At 28.9% G+C, this 16,315-nt stretch carries 16 protein-coding genes; 12 read left to right on the forward strand and 4 right to left on the reverse strand.

Annotated features, from left to right (window positions below; translation table 11 throughout):
- Nucleotide 1: 1 nt before the first annotated feature.
- The 10 genes from B3W71_RS14795 to B3W71_RS14840 all read left to right on the forward strand — a co-directional run bounded on the left by B3W71_RS14795 (nucleotide 2) and on the right by B3W71_RS14840 (nucleotide 8,267).
- Entirely contained in the window at nucleotides 2-238 is a 237-nt protein-coding gene (locus tag B3W71_RS14795; protein WP_346889705.1) for a hypothetical protein, read from the forward strand.
- Nucleotides 239-832: 594 nt separating this feature from the next.
- The gene (locus B3W71_RS14800) at nucleotides 833-1,285 is read left to right on the forward strand and encodes an Lrp/AsnC family transcriptional regulator (protein WP_346889706.1); all 453 of its coding nucleotides are present in this window, start codon (nucleotides 833-835) and stop codon (nucleotides 1,283-1,285) included.
- Between the two features lie 28 nt (nucleotides 1,286-1,313).
- Nucleotides 1,314-2,240, forward strand: a complete 927-nt coding sequence (locus B3W71_RS14805; RefSeq protein WP_346889707.1) for an EamA family transporter — start codon at nucleotides 1,314-1,316, stop codon at nucleotides 2,238-2,240.
- A gap of 287 nt (nucleotides 2,241-2,527) precedes the next feature.
- A complete protein-coding gene (locus B3W71_RS14810; protein WP_346889708.1) occupies nucleotides 2,528-2,800 on the forward strand; it encodes a CD3324 family protein in 273 nt (90 codons plus the stop codon).
- Nucleotides 2,801-3,131: 331 nt separating this feature from the next.
- The gene (locus B3W71_RS14815; RefSeq protein ID WP_346889709.1) at nucleotides 3,132-4,043 is read left to right on the forward strand and encodes a GNAT family N-acetyltransferase; all 912 of its coding nucleotides are present in this window, start codon (nucleotides 3,132-3,134) and stop codon (nucleotides 4,041-4,043) included.
- A 104-nt stretch (nucleotides 4,044-4,147) separates the two neighbouring features.
- Entirely contained in the window at nucleotides 4,148-5,008 is an 861-nt protein-coding gene (locus tag B3W71_RS14820; protein ID WP_346889710.1) for an RNA methyltransferase, read from the forward strand.
- 90 nt (nucleotides 5,009-5,098) lie between these two features.
- Complete coding sequence (locus B3W71_RS14825) at nucleotides 5,099-5,356, forward strand: hypothetical protein (RefSeq protein WP_346889711.1); 258 nt, start codon at nucleotides 5,099-5,101, stop codon at nucleotides 5,354-5,356.
- A 512-nt stretch (nucleotides 5,357-5,868) separates the two neighbouring features.
- Nucleotides 5,869-7,476 (forward strand): leucine-rich repeat domain-containing protein, encoded by a 1,608-nt coding sequence (locus B3W71_RS14830; RefSeq protein ID WP_346889712.1) that lies wholly within the window; start codon nucleotides 5,869-5,871, stop codon nucleotides 7,474-7,476.
- A gap of 207 nt (nucleotides 7,477-7,683) precedes the next feature.
- Entirely contained in the window at nucleotides 7,684-7,956 is a 273-nt protein-coding gene (locus B3W71_RS14835) for a hypothetical protein (RefSeq protein WP_346889713.1), read from the forward strand.
- Nucleotides 7,957-7,967: 11 nt separating this feature from the next.
- Nucleotides 7,968-8,267 carry a hypothetical protein gene (locus B3W71_RS14840; RefSeq protein WP_346889740.1) on the forward strand — a complete coding sequence of 100 codons (300 nt, stop codon included), beginning with the start codon at nucleotides 7,968-7,970 and terminating at the stop codon, nucleotides 8,265-8,267.
- Nucleotides 8,268-8,884: 617 nt separating this feature from the next.
- Here the strand turns inward: B3W71_RS14840 and B3W71_RS14845 are convergent.
- The 3 genes from B3W71_RS14845 to B3W71_RS14855 form a co-directional block, all read right to left on the reverse strand.
- The gene (locus B3W71_RS14845) at nucleotides 8,885-9,787 is read right to left on the reverse strand and encodes a TPM domain-containing protein (protein ID WP_346889714.1); all 903 of its coding nucleotides are present in this window, start codon (nucleotides 9,785-9,787) and stop codon (nucleotides 8,885-8,887) included.
- Nucleotides 9,780-10,814 carry a DNA helicase PriA gene (locus B3W71_RS14850; RefSeq protein WP_346889715.1) on the reverse strand — a complete coding sequence of 345 codons (1,035 nt, stop codon included), beginning with the start codon at nucleotides 10,812-10,814 and terminating at the stop codon, nucleotides 9,780-9,782. The genes B3W71_RS14845 and B3W71_RS14850 overlap by 8 nt, the downstream gene beginning before the upstream one ends.
- Nucleotides 10,815-10,888: 74 nt before the next feature.
- Nucleotides 10,889-12,355: an SPFH domain-containing protein gene (locus B3W71_RS14855; RefSeq protein WP_346889716.1), complete on the reverse strand. Its 1,467-nt coding sequence runs from the start codon at nucleotides 12,353-12,355 to the stop codon at nucleotides 10,889-10,891.
- A 641-nt stretch (nucleotides 12,356-12,996) separates the two neighbouring features.
- Here B3W71_RS14855 and B3W71_RS14860 point away from each other — a divergent pair.
- Nucleotides 12,997-14,034 (forward strand): fused DSP-PTPase phosphatase/NAD kinase-like protein, encoded by a 1,038-nt coding sequence (locus B3W71_RS14860; protein WP_346889717.1) that lies wholly within the window; start codon nucleotides 12,997-12,999, stop codon nucleotides 14,032-14,034.
- 515 nt (nucleotides 14,035-14,549) lie between these two features.
- On the opposite strand, the gene B3W71_RS14865 is transcribed toward B3W71_RS14860, so the two are convergent.
- Complete coding sequence (locus tag B3W71_RS14865; RefSeq protein WP_346889718.1) at nucleotides 14,550-14,723, reverse strand: hypothetical protein; 174 nt, start codon at nucleotides 14,721-14,723, stop codon at nucleotides 14,550-14,552.
- A 316-nt stretch (nucleotides 14,724-15,039) separates the two neighbouring features.
- On the opposite strand from B3W71_RS14865, the gene B3W71_RS14870 reads away from it, so the two are divergent.
- Nucleotides 15,040-16,182, forward strand: a complete 1,143-nt coding sequence (locus tag B3W71_RS14870) for a 1-propanol dehydrogenase PduQ (protein WP_346889719.1) — start codon at nucleotides 15,040-15,042, stop codon at nucleotides 16,180-16,182.
- The last annotated feature ends 133 nt before the right edge of the window (nucleotides 16,183-16,315 follow it).

The following is a 16,315-nucleotide window of genomic DNA, read 5'->3' on the forward strand; positions in this document are numbered from 1 at the left end:
CTTGGAGCTTCAATTCTATCGTCCAGAGGGAATTCCAAATTATAAAATAAAAATAAGCAGTAGTTCAGGTTCTTTAGAACATCTGATAAGCTTTAGGGATGGTAAACAAGTGAGTATATTAAAAGGAAAAGCAAGTGATAGATTTTTAGAGCAAATAGAGAATGGAGACCTAAAGGAAATACAATTAATTATGGCAAAAATAACAGAGAATTTTAAACATGAAATAAAAAAACAATAAAAAGTAGAAATTTTAATATTTTTTTAATGTGTATTATGTATGATAGGGTTAATGAATATTAGGAGATATATTTATGCTTTTTAACAATCAAGCCTTTAGAGAAAGGCTTAAATTTTTTAAACAATAGATTATGAGGAAAATTCTATGTAGCATATCTTATATATTCATATAATAATCATTATTTTATTGAAAAATCCATTCCATTACTAGAATTCGTGGGTATATATCTACTGTAAGAAAGTATGTGTCTTTTTATATATTTTTAGGGCGCTGAATAGTTACTAAATACAATATAAATGGTATTCTTAACATCACATACAAGATAAGGAATAAAAGAGTAGAGTTGGTAATTGATAATTGTATTTTAATGCAATATAAAGATTATTTAATGAGAGGTATTTATCAATATTATTATCATCAGTTAGTATTGATTACGAATAGTAATTAATACTAACTTTTTATATTTCACAAAGTTAGTAGATTCTTAATTTTTAATTTGAATAACTTACTATTAGTACTATTTTATTCACTTTCTACTACTAATAGTTGACGTTTTGAAAATTAAAATTATACTTAGTAATTAGGAGGGATTTTATGGACAATATTGATAAAAGTATTATTAAATCATTAGAAAATGACGGTAGAATATCTCATGAGGAGATTAGCAAACTGCTTCATATCTCAAGGCCTGCAATTCATCAAAGAGTAAATAAGTTAGAATCAGATGGAATTATAAAAGGATATAATGCTATAATTGACTGGGAAAAACTTGGAGAACCAATTAAGGCTCTCTTATATATAAAAATTAATTGTGAAAACTTTAAAGAGATTATAAATGAAATTTTGTCATTGAAGGTTAAGAATGTATTTATAGAAGAGTGTCATAGGTTATCTGGAGAGTGGTGCATAGTATTAAAAATAAGAGTAGTCACTCCAATGGATATTTCACAATTTATTGATAACGTATGGAGAATACAAGGTATTAAAGAAACATCTACTACTCTTGTTTTATCGACCATATTAGAGAGTGGAATCATCAGAGAATAAAAATAAAGTTTGGGATGGAGGAATAGAAATGAAAGATGGTATTAAGAAAGAAGAGAGACAAACAATACTGGCATATATTGCCGTTTGTATTTTTTGGGGTTCTACTTATCTTGCAATAAGAATCGGTGTAAGTGAATTACCACCAACAATATTTGCAGGGATCAGATTTATAATTGCAGGTACATTAATGCTAGGATATGCTAAATTTAAAGGGTTGGCAATGCCCCAAAATTTATCAGAAGTGTTAAAAATATCTATCGTAGGTATATTTCTTTTAGTTGGGGGAAATGGTGCAGTCGTTTGGGGTGAAACAAGGGTTAGTTCAGGTATAGCTTCTTTAGTGGTAGCCACAGTACCACTTTTTATGGCAATTATAGAATCCATATTGCCTTCTAGGACAAAACTTAATAAAAAAGGGTGGCTAGGATTATTCATTGGCTTTGCAGGTGTAGTTTTCTTAGTGCTTTCAGATTGGAATAAAGCTTCAATGGATATTATAGGTATGGCATTATTGATTGTTGGTGCATTTTCTTGGGCATTAGGTTCAGTGTATTCGAAAAGTTTTACTTCTTCTGCATCAACCATATCAAATATTGCCGTGCAAATGCTTTCAGGAGGAATCTTATTATCAATAATTGGAGGCTTCCTTGGTGAATTCCAAAGAGTACAAATCACTCCTAAGGGGTTAGGAGCATTATTATATTTAGTAGTTTTTGGTTCTATTATTGGTTACAGCTGTTATATCTATATTTTAAAAAAATGGCCTGCTGCCAAAGCTGGTACCTATGCTTATGTAAATCCACCAGTTGCAATTTTTCTAGGAGCTATTATTCTGAATGAGGTTATATCTATAAAAATAGTTTTAGCTACAATAATAATCTTATGTGGAGTAATTTTAGTGCAAAGATCAAATGTAAAAGTTGTTTCAACCACTGAAGAAAATTTAAATCATTAGGAAGATATCTTGCTAACTTTTACTTGACTCAAACTTTAGTATATGGAATTGATGAATTCTACAACATTTGGTATTATATAGGAAATAAGGTTTATTGGGGGTATTAAATATGAGATTTGAATTAGCATCAAAAGAACAACTTAAAATACTCTGTGCAAAGTCTGTAAGTATGGCTTAAGGCGACAATTGCACAGAGGTAAATATCTAGTCGCCATTACTAAATAAATTCATACTTATACAGGCTTTGTTTCCTTAATTTAAAGTATAAATTTAAGGAGCTGAGCTTTATGGGATATGTAAAGGCTGAAACAATTTTACCAGATAATTTAGTAAGAGAAATTCAAAAGTATATTCAAGGTGAATATGTATATATTCCATCTGAACATACAACACGAAAAAAGTGGGGAGAAAAGTCAGGAGCTAGGCAGCGTATACAAAGCAGAAATGAAGTTATACGTAACAAGCATAAAAGTGGTTATACCATTGAAACCCTATCAGAAGAATTTTTTCTTTCCATTGATAGTATTAAAAAAATTGTATATATAGGCTCTAATAAATAAAATTCAATAATATTTTTTAACTTAATCTAAAGTTTCAAATAATTTCAATGTAGAAACTTCGCTAAAACATTGTATATACAAAAAATAAGTATGAGAAGCTATTACTCTAATTATGAGTAGTAGCTTTTTTATGTGCAAAGAACGATAGAGAATTGTTCTTTATATATTATTTGATTACGTCCCTATATTAAAATAAATATGTTATAGGTTTAATTGCATAAAACTATTAAGTAAATATTATTTATATTTTGTGGGGTGAAATATATATGAAAATTACACATAGACGATACAAATTGTTAAGTGATTTTGATTAGGGAATGGAGGTGTAATCATGATAGATAGAACCTGGTCAGGAGATACCACCAAATATGAGTTATTTCATGGCTACAGTATTGAAAAGACGGATTGGAAGGAGTTTACCGTATATTTTGCTGTGTATGAAATATTTGATACCAATGTTTGGTTCAGGCAGAGCTTTGATATGTATTGCACAATTCTAAAGGACTGCAATTCATGTTTTTGGATTAAGAAAGATGGTTGTAGAATTGGTGGAGTTCTACTAGAACCTAATTATATGAACTGTTTATTTTTAGAGCCACCACATAATGAATATGATATTATAATAGCTAAGTTAAAAGAGATATTATTAAGTTGGTCTGATAAAAGTCAAGAGATTTATGTAGGTTGTGTTAAGCCAGATAAAATTAAATATTATCAAAGGCTTGGATTTAAATCTAGGGAATCTAGAAGATGTATGATTAGACCTACTGAAGAATTTGAAACTATTTGGAGTGACGAATATAAAATTGTTCCAGTAACAGAAGAAAGTAGAAATGAGATAAGTAAGTTATTTGTAGAAGCATTTGGTACTGAGGTTAAAAATGAAGATGAAAATTTCGGGGGACAGGATAAATCAATTCAATATTATTTTGATAATAATCCAGAAAACACCTTGGTGAATAAAGCATCTACACTAATTTATGAAAAGAAAACAAATGAACTTATAGGTGCATGCCTAATATCTATTTGGGAAGAGTGGCCTAATGTGTATGAAATAGCCGTAAAACCATCTTTTCAAAACAAAGGGCTAGCTAAAAACATGCTAAAGAGAGCATTGACCATATTAAAAGAACAATACCCTGTACTTAGGTTATTTGTAACATTAGGTAATGGCGCAGAAATGGTTTATCACAAAATGGGGTTTTTAGCAGGTGTAGAAACAACAGAGATGATTTTACAATAACATTACTGGATCTAAAGAAGTTGATAAACGTACCATGTGTAAGAAAACTTGGGGATAGGGTTTATAAATTCTTATGAGTTGAGTAGAGAGGAATAATATTTAAAATGGGGTTATATATAGAGCAATTACATGAAGAGTTTTCTCATCTAAAACTTGTTGGTAGTAAGGAGCATTCAATAAGATTAATCAATGGACTAATAAAGAATAAAAAAGTTGAAGATGAAGATTTATTTGTTATAGAAGGATTATGGGCCTATGAAAAGATAATCAAAAGTAATATTAGAATAATAAACTTTGTATTTTGTCTAGAGTTTATTAAAAATAAATTTATTCTTGATATGGCTAAGAGTATTTCTATGGTAGCAGAGAATTCATGTTTAATATCAAGTAATTTGTGTAATAGATTAAGTAGTAGAGATAGTGGGGAAGGATTTTTTCTATTATGTAGCTTTCCACAGCATAATCTTGGAGATATAAGTCTGAAGGAAAACAATTTGTTAGTAGTACTTGATGGATTAGAGAAACCAGGAAATATTGGCACAATAATAAGATCTGCTGATGGTGCTGGTGTAGATGGAGTAATTATTTGTAATAGTAAAGTTAGAAAAACAAATCAAAAGTTAATAAAATCAAGTATGGGATCTAGCTTTATGTTGCCAGTTGCAAGTAGTGATATATCATTGCTTGTGAGGTGGCTTAAAAGTAATGGATTTAAGATTATTGTTACTGATTTAAAAGCTAGTAAAAATTATTATGATGTTGATTATAAAGGAAGAATTGCTATTATTGTAGGAAATGAAATACATGGAATTTCAGAAATTTGGAATGAATATGAATGTGAATGTGAAAGAGTAATAATACCTATGTTTGGAGGAGCAGACTCTTTAAATGTAGGAGTAGCAGCTACTATGGTTGTTTATGAAGCAAGCCTTTCTCAAAAGAATTTAGTTAAAAGAATTGGCTAAATATAATGTAATTGAAGCGAAGCCGCAATTAACTGATTTAGATGTATAAAAAACATGTTAGATGATTTTCTAAATATAGGATTTAGTAAAATGCAAAATTACTCATATATAAATATATCTAATGATGATGAAAGGGATATGGTACATAGACATAATCAAAAAATTAAAGCATTGCATAATAACGATGAAGCCGAATTCTATCAATTATGTAAATTAGAAAAAGAGTCAGAGTTTCATGGATATTATAGTATTACAGAAAATGATAAGATTATGATTTTAGATATGTATCAAAGAATAATAAAAGGTATTTTAAAAGAAATGGTATTATCTTCGGAAAAGTTTTTGTAGATTAGACAATATAAAGACAATAAGACATCATTTATCAATAAAAACAGTAGGTAAGTATTTTTACAAGCAATTGATGATTATAGACAAGTATTAATAGAGAAAGATGAACCTATACCAGAGGAAGTTTTATTAGCAGGTAAAGAACTAATTGATAGTAGAAGAAAAAAGAGTAGTAAGAACAGTCAATGAAGACTGTTCTTATTTTTTACTCTGTAGGAACTTATATTCTAAAAATCTGTGGATAAATTATTTATAGCATATAAGTTATTAAAGTTAGTTATATAGAGTAAAAAGAGAATAAAGTGCGAATGTAAGATTTTCCTCAGGCAAGCTTCGGAAATGCACATGCTCAAAAAAAGTCGACAGCTCGGCAAGCTTGCCTCAGCGACTTTTTTATGTATTTAAATATAGTAGCAAACTAACAAAAATATGTTTAAAGAGTTAATTAATTCTAATTAATACAATATTATGATATAATTATCATGTAGAAAATAATAGAAGGAAGTGTTTTTATGAATAAGAGTAAAATCTATGCTTTAATATTAGCTACAGCAGTACTTACTCAAGTAACAGTGCCATCTGTAAGTGCTTTAGCTGAAGAAGTTAATACTAAAAAAATTGATGAGAAAGTAAGCTTAGAGGAGGTCAACTTAAAAATTAATGAATCATTACAAAAGAAGGATGAAATTATAAATATACCAGATATTAATTTAAAGAAAACATTAAATGAAACATTAAATCAAGCAGAAAATGCTGATATTACTAGAGAACAACTTGAAGGTATAACAAAATTAGAAGTAAGTAATGAAAGTATAAATAGCATCGAAGGTTTGCAATATTGCACGAATTTGGAGTTTTTACAAGTGATTAATAGTCAAATAAGTGATATTAATCCTTTGAAAAACTTAACTAATTTAAATATATTAGATTTACCTGGAAATAAAATAAATGATATTAAAGTTTTAAAAGACCTTAAAAATTTAAAATATCTGAGTTTAGCAAGAAATGAAATAAGCAAAATAGAAGGGTTAGAAGAATTAACAAAATTAGAAGAATTACGTTTAGATGAAAATAACATTACTAAAATAGAAGGATTAGAAAGATTAACTAACTTAAATCGACTAGTTTTATCAGATAATATTATAAATAAAATTGAGGGATTAGAAGAATTAACTAATTTAAAGTATTTATATTTAGGTGGTAATAAAATAAATCATATTGATAATATAAGCCATTTATCTAAATTATGTCTTTTAGATTTATCAGGCAATCATATTGCTGAAATACAAGGATTAGAAGGGTTAACTAATTTAGAATACTTAGATTTAACAAAAAATAGGATAGAGAAAATAGAAGGGTTAGAAGGGCTGACTAATTTAAAATTATTGACATTAAGTTCAAATCAAATAAGCAAGATGGAAGGTTTGGAGGGGTTAAAAAATTTAAATGACTTAAGTTTAAATTCAAATCATATAAGTAAAATAGAAGGGTTAGAAGGGCTAAAGAATTTAGGTTCCTTAGTTTTAAGTTCAAACCAAATAAGTAAAATAGAGGGGCTAGAAGGATTGAGTAATCTATATTACTTAAATTTAGAATCTAATAAAATAAGTAATATAAAACCATTAAGTGGGTTAACTAAATTGGGCGAATTTGATATAAGAAATCAAGAGATTAATTTATCTGAATTAGAAGCAAATGATTCAGTTGAGATAGACAATATTTTAGTAGGTTTGAATGGAGAAGTTATACAGCCTAGCGAGATTAGCAATGGTGGTAACTATAATTCAGAGACAAATAAGATTAAGTGGAATAATATATCAGAAGATGTAGTTGAGAATTATTCCTTTGTAAATGATATAAAAATAGGAAATGCTACGGGAACTTATTCAGGCTCAGTATCACAACCAATTAAGTATATAAATAATACTCAAGGAAATACTGATAGCAGTTCAAATAATGAAAATAACAATTCAAATACTAATAGTAATGGAAAATCAGATACAAAAAATAATACTTCATATACTAAACTTCCACAAACAGGGGCAGTGAGTCCATTACCATATATAGCTTCAGCATCTTTATTATTAGGTTCTGTATTAAGTATTAAGAAGAAAAAATAATATAAAAATAATTTAATATTACAAGATAAATATAAAGTTTTTTTAGGGCGGTTCAATGATAAATTTGAATCGTCTTTTTTACTTTTTATCCCACATGGTGAAAGAAGTTTATAGTAGTATGGCTCTAAATATTTGTTGAAAGTTGATATTATATATACAACACCATTACCTTACATATATTCATGTAATAAGTAAGGAAGCGATTATATGACTGAACAAGAACAAGAACAAGAGCAATGGCAAGAAATTTTTGATATGGGATTTATCATTAATGAAAAAACAGGTAAACTACTTGGTTTGAATGCGAATATGTTTGCATCATATATAGCTAAAAGGAACAAGTTAATTTACAACAAAAATAATTTTTACAATTATAAAGAAGACTTAGGAAAATGGATTAAATATGAAGACATGAAAATGAAATCTAAAATAAGAAACATTCTTCTTGCACCTTTAATAGTATTTGGACAAGAAAGCTAGAGGATGAATACATAGAAGCATTAAAAAGAACTGTATTCTATAAAGATGAATTAAATAGTAATAGAAGATATATAAATATATTAAATGGGATGTATGATTTAGAAAATCATACCTTACTAAAGCATAGTTATACATATTATAGTACTATTCAAATCCTAATAGAATATGATAAAGATGCTAAATGTCCTAATTTTGAAAAGTTTTTAGATGAATCATTTTTAGGAGATAAAGAGTCAATATGTGTAGCAGAGGAATGGCTAGGATATTCAATCAGTCCTAATTTCTACAATAATTTGACATCACATAAATAAGAAGTATAGAAAATAAAATGAGTGATATCAATAAACTATAGTATACAATTCTAATTGTTTAAGAAGCTGGTATAACTAGATTTTTGTAGCATAAAAATTTCATTGTGGTTACTACATTTGATTATTTATTCTATAAGAGATGATATAAATAGTAACATTAAATAACACTAGTAAATAATATTCAGCTATGAAATTATACTTTATGAGTATGCTATAGATATACAGAATTTATACACAGGAATAAGCTGATAAGACCTCATTTACTACCGATACGGAGAATCGTACCACAAGTAAGGGATAATAGATTAAACTGAAATCTAATATAATAATAAGAACAAGTTAATAAAAAATAGCACTTAGAAATTAGCACTAATCTTGCGGGATCGAGTGCTTTTTTAAAATAAGTGAGGTTTTTCCTTTTTATAAAAAGAAAATGATGGGATATTGGGATTATTATTAAGAGAAATCATAATAGAAGTATATAGGTTCAATTATATAAATTTGGATAAAATATAATTTAAAATGAAGAATATTTTATTATAAAAAAGGGAAAGTAGATAGATTTACTTTTACGCAAATTATCTGTTTTCCCCGAACTTTATTCTAGAAAACTAATATTAAAAACTACCACCACCACCACCATGGGTACTTCCGCTATTACTTCTATGAGTTGTGCTAGTATTTGAACTATTACTTTCATTAGATTTCTTCTCGATCTTTGTTCTAATTGTATTTTCACCAACAAATATATCTTCTTTGTTAGTTAAATTAAAAGATCCACATCCTTCGTAAGTTTTATTGTCAACAGTTACTTTCCATTTAGACTTTTGGGTAACTATTAATGTAACTACTATGGATATTATTAAAGAAAGTATATACGTAGATGGAGATGTAAGTTTATCCTTTACTCTACTAAAATATGAAATTGGAGCAGAGTTCATTTTAGTATCTGAATTTGATTCAGAACTGGAATTACCTACTGAACCTGGACTTAACTCAGGAGGTACATTCTCTGTAGAATTTGAATCTGTATTATTAGTCATTAATTTTTTATCACAATAATAATCAACCTTCTCTAAGAATTTACTACTAGCACCATTATAATCCTTATCTGATAAATATCTTGTTATATCATTTACCATAGTCTTTATTGTACTATCCGTGAATATAGTAATTGCTACTCCTTTTGTAGAAATCCAAACCTCCCTAGCATCCATATTTACTAACATTAAAATACCTGACTTTTCTGCATCTAAACCGTAATTATTATTATCATAAAAGTCATCAGCATACTGCATTGAAGATTTTCCATCTGTATTATCAGTAATAACTATTACTGTATCTAAGCTGCATTTATTTGAAATTTCATTAATCCTACTTTGTAATTCTTGTACTTCTGTTTCTGATAAATAATTTAAATAGTCTTTTACATTATCATTCTCTGCTGCTTCAACCCTAATTGGTAATAAAGCTATTAAACATACAAATAAAAAAATAAGTACTTTAAATTTTCTAGACAATTAGAGCACCTCCAAACACATAAATTAGCCAGGATATTATAAATATAAGCAATGCAAATTTAATCTGACTAGTACGGTCAATAGGAGCGTCACCTATAATTTTTCCAGTTTGCCCATTAATGATAAATTCGTATTTTTTACCTTCATACTCATTAACTAATAAGTAAATTGGTAGCATAGCATAACTATATTCCATATTAGTTATAGTGACCTTCGTGGAGTTTTGAGTAAAATTACTATAACCAGTTACTGTTTGACTTAATCTAGAGCTCATGTATTGTTTAACTCTTTCATTTGTAACAACTGATGCCTCTTTTACATCTACATCGTACTTTTCGGCCATAAATCCAGTCATATATTTCATAGAAAAACCTGTTAGTTCATTGTAATTATAGGGCTCTATTCCAATCATCAACGAATCATCTAGTTTTTTCAGTCCATCTATTGGTACTCCATTGTAGTCAGCAATACATTCTCTTAAAATGCGATAGTATTTAGTTTGCGTATATTCATAATCCATGTCTGACCAAGTATGAACTTTTGTCCCTTCACCATTAAGTTGTCCTTTTACATTGTTATCAAATATCCAAAATGGAACATATATGCCTGTGATCTTTTCAAGCTCCTTCTTATCCTTAAAATCTTTAGGTGCAAATTTCTTTTTGCTAATCCATTTAGTATAGATTTCTCGAGCTTCTTTTTTTCCTACTTTAAATGGAATAACACTTTTAGGTGTAAATTGTCCAGAAAATCTACTTTTGATTATAGAGTGACTATTGCAATAAATGCAAAATGTTGCTGCTATTGTATCATCTGCTATTAACTCTGCTCCACAACTTGTACAGCTATAACTATTTAAATCTCCTGTAGGCTCCTGACTTGGTCCTTTCTTTTCCTCATATGTAGCATCAACTTCATTTTCATTAAATTCGCTAAAGCAGTAATTACATTTCCATTTTTGAGATTCAGGGTTAAACTCTAACCCAGCCTTACAATTAGGACAAGTATATTCCTTTACAGAATTCATATTTTTTCCTCCAATAAAATAATTCTTAGTATCTTTTAAAAAAGCACTGGAATTTAGCAGTGCTTTTTTGTAAACTACTCTTTATCTAATTCATTAAATATATCTCCACAATTAGGGCAGAATTTTGGTGGGTTCGTAGAATCTTCAGGCACCCATGCACATTTATCACATTTAAATCTATCTGGCTTCTTACCGCCACACTCTGGGCAGAATAAACTAGTTACTTCATTTCCACAAACACATTTCCAAGTGTTGTTTTCAGGCTTTTTGCTTCCACAATTAGGGCAGAAATTACCATTACTAATTAAATTACCACATTTACAATTCCAAGTATTCATTTGTTTCTCTTCAGGCTTTTTAGCTCCACAATTTGAACAGAATTTTGTATCTCCACTCATATGAGTATTACAAACGCATGTCCATCCATAAGAGTTATTTTGTTCTTGATTATTGAATTGCGTTGGCTGACTATTTTCAACTTGTTGGTTTGGCATAGCTCCCATTGCACCTGCTAAATTCATACCCATATTCATGCCTGCAAGACCTAGCATAGAACCTCCTGTATTAGAACCTGCTGATTCTATTCCTTTAGCTAATCCTGCTGTCATACGTGCAGTCCTTGCATTTGAATCAAAAAGAATTGAGTCATTAGCATATTTATCAAGTAATTGTTCTGTTTTTTCATCATAAGATATACCCGCAATTCCTACACTTTGAATATAGAAACCTCTTTTTGAAAGCCACTCTTTATCTAATACCTCTGCCATGTACTGACCAAGTTCCATAGTTTTAGTAGCAATATCAGAAACACAAACATAATTAGTTGAAAGACTTGCTAATGAGGTTTGATAAGCCATTAAAAATTCATTAATATATTGTTCTGCCATATCGCTAGTACGTAAAGTTTTCTTAACTATCTTACTACATACTTCACTATAAAATAATAATGGATCACCAATCTTAATTGAATATGTTCCAAATGATGTTATTTTACAAGGAACTATTCTTCCTTGAACTAGCACTCTATCAGTATATGGAACTGGATTCCTTGTACCAAAGCGTATATTAGTAATTTCCTGCTTATTTATGTATATTACAGTTTGCTTTGCAGGGGTAGTTCCCCCAAATTTAAATCTTTCCCAAGAATCCTTTAACGTGTTTTTTATACCACCAGGTCTATTTATAGCATCTTTTCCCGTATTTCCATAACCACTTACATCGACGTCTTTGTCTGTCTGAAAAAATATAGATGGAGATCTTGAATTGTCTACCTGATAGTATCCAGCTTCATCAGTTGCTGAAATAATCTTTCCTCCATCTACTAATAACATAGTAGTATTTGCCGGAACATGAATAATAGACCCATTAGAAACAATATCCTCTGTGCCTCTCTTGTTTCCTCTACGTGAATCTTTAGCTCTTACTGTTACTCCATAAGATGCTAAAATTTCATTATCCATTTCTTCAGGTTCAATAGTTTCAAGCCATTGATCTGCTAATGTTCCACTTATGGATCCTATACCAACTTTAAAAATACCCATATTATAACTCACCTTTCATTTTTAAATACTTTTTACTTAAAGTAAACTACTTAATATACTTTATAATGTAGTTTACTTCAATTTTACCATAAACTTATAAATGATGTAATTTTGAAAATTACTTCTTATCAATTAATTATAAGTAAAGAAATTAATAAAAAGCCTCACACTTACTACCAATACGGTGAACCATATCATAAGTGATGCTCTAAATCTTTGATTTAGTTAGCAGAACTTACTCAGCGAACGAATGTGAGTCGAGTTTCCTAGATAAATGAGGTTTTTGATAATATGAGCTTGGAGCAAGCTAAAGATATCTATAAATAAAGGTAATAAGATAAAAAACAGGTTCACTTTGAGGTAATACCTATTACAACTACATTATAGCAAGATGTAACAGGTATTACGATGTGGATTAACAGAGTGTATTTTAGACGACTTGGAGATAGAAAATAGTATTGTCCTTCAACGGATAAAACTGTTTATTTTTTAATGTTTGATTTTGATGTTGAATATATATATATTAAATAGTAAAAAACATTAATTCCATAATAAAACTATAAAACTGGTAGAAGTAGCTAAGCACAATGTGAGTTAATATCATATAATATAATGTGGAAAATTATTATGGAGAATTATATATGAAACAAAATGAAATAGCTTTAGATCAATTTACAAATTACGATTCAATTGAAGATTGTTTTAGATATGACCATCATTTATGGTATTCTTATTGCCATAAATGTCCCTATCCTTATTATTTATACTATTGCCCATATAAAGCACCTACTTATCGGCATCCATCTTTATATGAATATGGATGGCATATGAATGATGGAATGATACAAGAACCCTATTATGAACCTCGAAATAATAATTTACGCCTTTCTATAAATGCTGATAATGTAAAAAGGCTACCTAGACACTTTCGCAAAACTACTGATTTATCTAATCTTAAAGATTATAGATTTATAAACTTAAATGGATTAGCTAATTTAAATGCATCTGCTAGTGGACAATTTTCAGAAAATGGTCTTATATTAGCTAAACAATCCATAGGCAATTCTATGCCAATAATTATAGTTGACTTAAGACAAGAATCACATGGATTTATCAACGGTGTAGCGATAAGTTGGGTAGATGGCCATAACAAGGCCAATAAAGGCTTGACTAAAGAAGAAGTTTTATATGATGAAAATACAAGATTACAAAGCATCTTATTAAACAAACCAATATATATTGGCGATAAAACATTAATACCTAAAAAAATTGAAAATGAAAAAAAATTAGTTAAAAGCCACAGTATGTCATATATGCGTATACCAGTAACAGATAAAGAAATACCTAATAATGACATGGTTGATTATTTTATAAAATTCGTTAATTCATTGATTCCAAATACTTGGCTACATTTTCATTGCAAAGCTGGGGTTGGAAGAACAACTACTTTTATTGTAATGTATGATATGATGAAAAATGCTAAAAATGTCAGTCTCCAAGATATAATGCATAGGCAGGTCTTACTAGGAGGAAAGAACCTACTTAGGGAGGAACAGCTCCCAATGAATCGCTCCGAGAAAAGAGCTAAATTAATAAAAAGATTTTATAGGTATTGTGTTGAAAATAATGACAACTTTAAAACTACATGGTCACAATGGATTAGACAATATAGAAATTAAACATTACCATTTGTTCGAAGCTAATTGAAAAATTGCGAGAGCACAAGTTAATTATAATTAAGTAAAGAATATTTTTCTAATTAACCCTCCACCTACGCATACGATATAGGTAAGAGCAAATATGAAAAGTTTGCTAGCCCAAGCCTTAAAATATAAACTATGACTTATCATTATATATTGTATAGATGAGTAATTTACTACATTAGAAAGAACGGCAACATATCAGGTCTAGAAAATACTATCTTAGGGCTGTTTTTTATACGAATCGTTGCTTGTATCCCTACTCCCATGATTTCTTCCTTTCATTTTGAATTTTTTAAAAAGAAATTCGCTTTTAAATACCAATACAATACAAAATATAAAAAATATAAACTCAAATTAGATGAATTTGGTATAGATAGAATAGCTGTTTTTGATGCAGAAGAAGAAGTGTGAATATCATAATAGAGTTTTAAAACATATAAATGAATATAAATATGACTGAATTAAATAAGAAGGTAGTTGGTAAAACCTTCTTATTTAATTTTATATAGAAAAGTCTCATTTATAATTGATACAGTGAGCGGTATCACAAGTAAGGGAGCACCATCAAAACCTCCAGCAGATTTCATTTCATCTGTTGCACAAATTAATATACCAGCTCTTGTTTGAATAGCTTTTTCAACATGATTTAATTCACTAGCTAACACTGGTTTAATAAGATTCCATGCAACAGCTTCTCCATGTTTATGTTAAAATATATTTTTTGAAGGGTTATGATATTTTATTTAGAAACGTTGATGTTATCGTAATTTTCTATTATTTTTATATAATAGATAAAGACAACATGTAAAACTTTAGACCTGAATGGTATTGTATTATCAATATAATATTGCTATAATACAGATAAGTAAAGTCTATAATAAACTTTACTTATTGTTATAATTGTAGGTTAATATTATTTTTAAACTAAAGAACAGCTAATTCATTCATATCTTGATACTTTTTAAAATAGGAGAAATGTATATGAAAGAATTTAGTATTAGTACAAATGTGTATTTTGGAGAAGGATCTTTAGATAGGCTAAGTGAAATTAATAATAAAAGAGTATTAATAGTATGTGATAAATTTATGGAAGTTTCAGGTATGGCTGCAAAAGTACAAGAAAGACTTGTTAATTGCGAAGTAGCTATATATAGTGATATTGTACCTGATCCATCTATAGAAGTTGTTGCTGCTGGTATTAAAAAATTACAAAGTTGTAATGCCGAGATTATAGTAGCGCTTGGTGGAGGTTCATCAATTGATGGAGCTAAGGCAATTAAAGAATATGCAAAAAGAATTACTGGAGGAAATTCTTCTATAGAAGAATTTTATGCTATACCTACTACAAGTGGTACAGGCTCTGAAGTAACTGAATATGCAGTAATTACGAATAAACAAGAAGGATTGAAGTATGCACTTACAGATAAATCTCTTCTTCCAACAGTTGCTATTCTTGATCCTGAACTAGTTAAATCTGTACCTAAGGCTATAACTGCTGATACAGGAATGGATGTAATCACACATGCTATAGAGGCTTATGTTTCAAAAAATGCTACTGACTTTTCAGATGCTCTTGCGGAAAAGGCTATTACTTTAGCCTTCAGATTTTTACCACAAGCTTATGCTGATGGAAATGATATAGTAGCAAGAGAGAAGCTTCACAATGCATCATGCCTTGCTGGTATGGCATTTAACGCAGCTGGACTTGGAATTACTCATAGTTTAGCTCACGCTATAGGTGGAAAGTTACATATTTCTCATGGAAGAAGTAATGCAATTATACTTCCTCATGTAATTGAGTATAATGCTAATTTAAGTAAAGAAACCTTCCGTGCTGAATATAGCATAGCAGCTAAGAAATATCAAAGACTTGCCAAATTATTAAAATTACATGCGCCAAATGTAAATATTGGTGTTAATAATTTAATTAGAAGCATTGTAGAACTTCAAAAAACATTGATGATTCCAACGACATTAAAAGAACAAGGTGCAGATATGGAGTTGGCTCAAGCATCAAGAGAAGAAATTATTAATGCAGCTCTTAAGGATGTGTGTACAACAGTAAATCCTAGAGAAGCATCAAGAGAAGATTTATTAAAAGTTTTAGATAAATTCTTTGAGTAAAATATTATACTATAAACCATCCATTATATGGGTGGTTTTTTTATGGCTAATTTTTGAGAAAAGTTGATAAAATATATATGATAAAATATAATTTGAAGTATAATTTAAAGTATAATTAAAATTATTTAAAAAA

Source organism: Clostridium sp. UBA1056 (assembly GCA_002316385.1).
Classification (GTDB): domain Bacteria; phylum Bacillota; class Clostridia; order Clostridiales; family Clostridiaceae; genus Clostridium_J.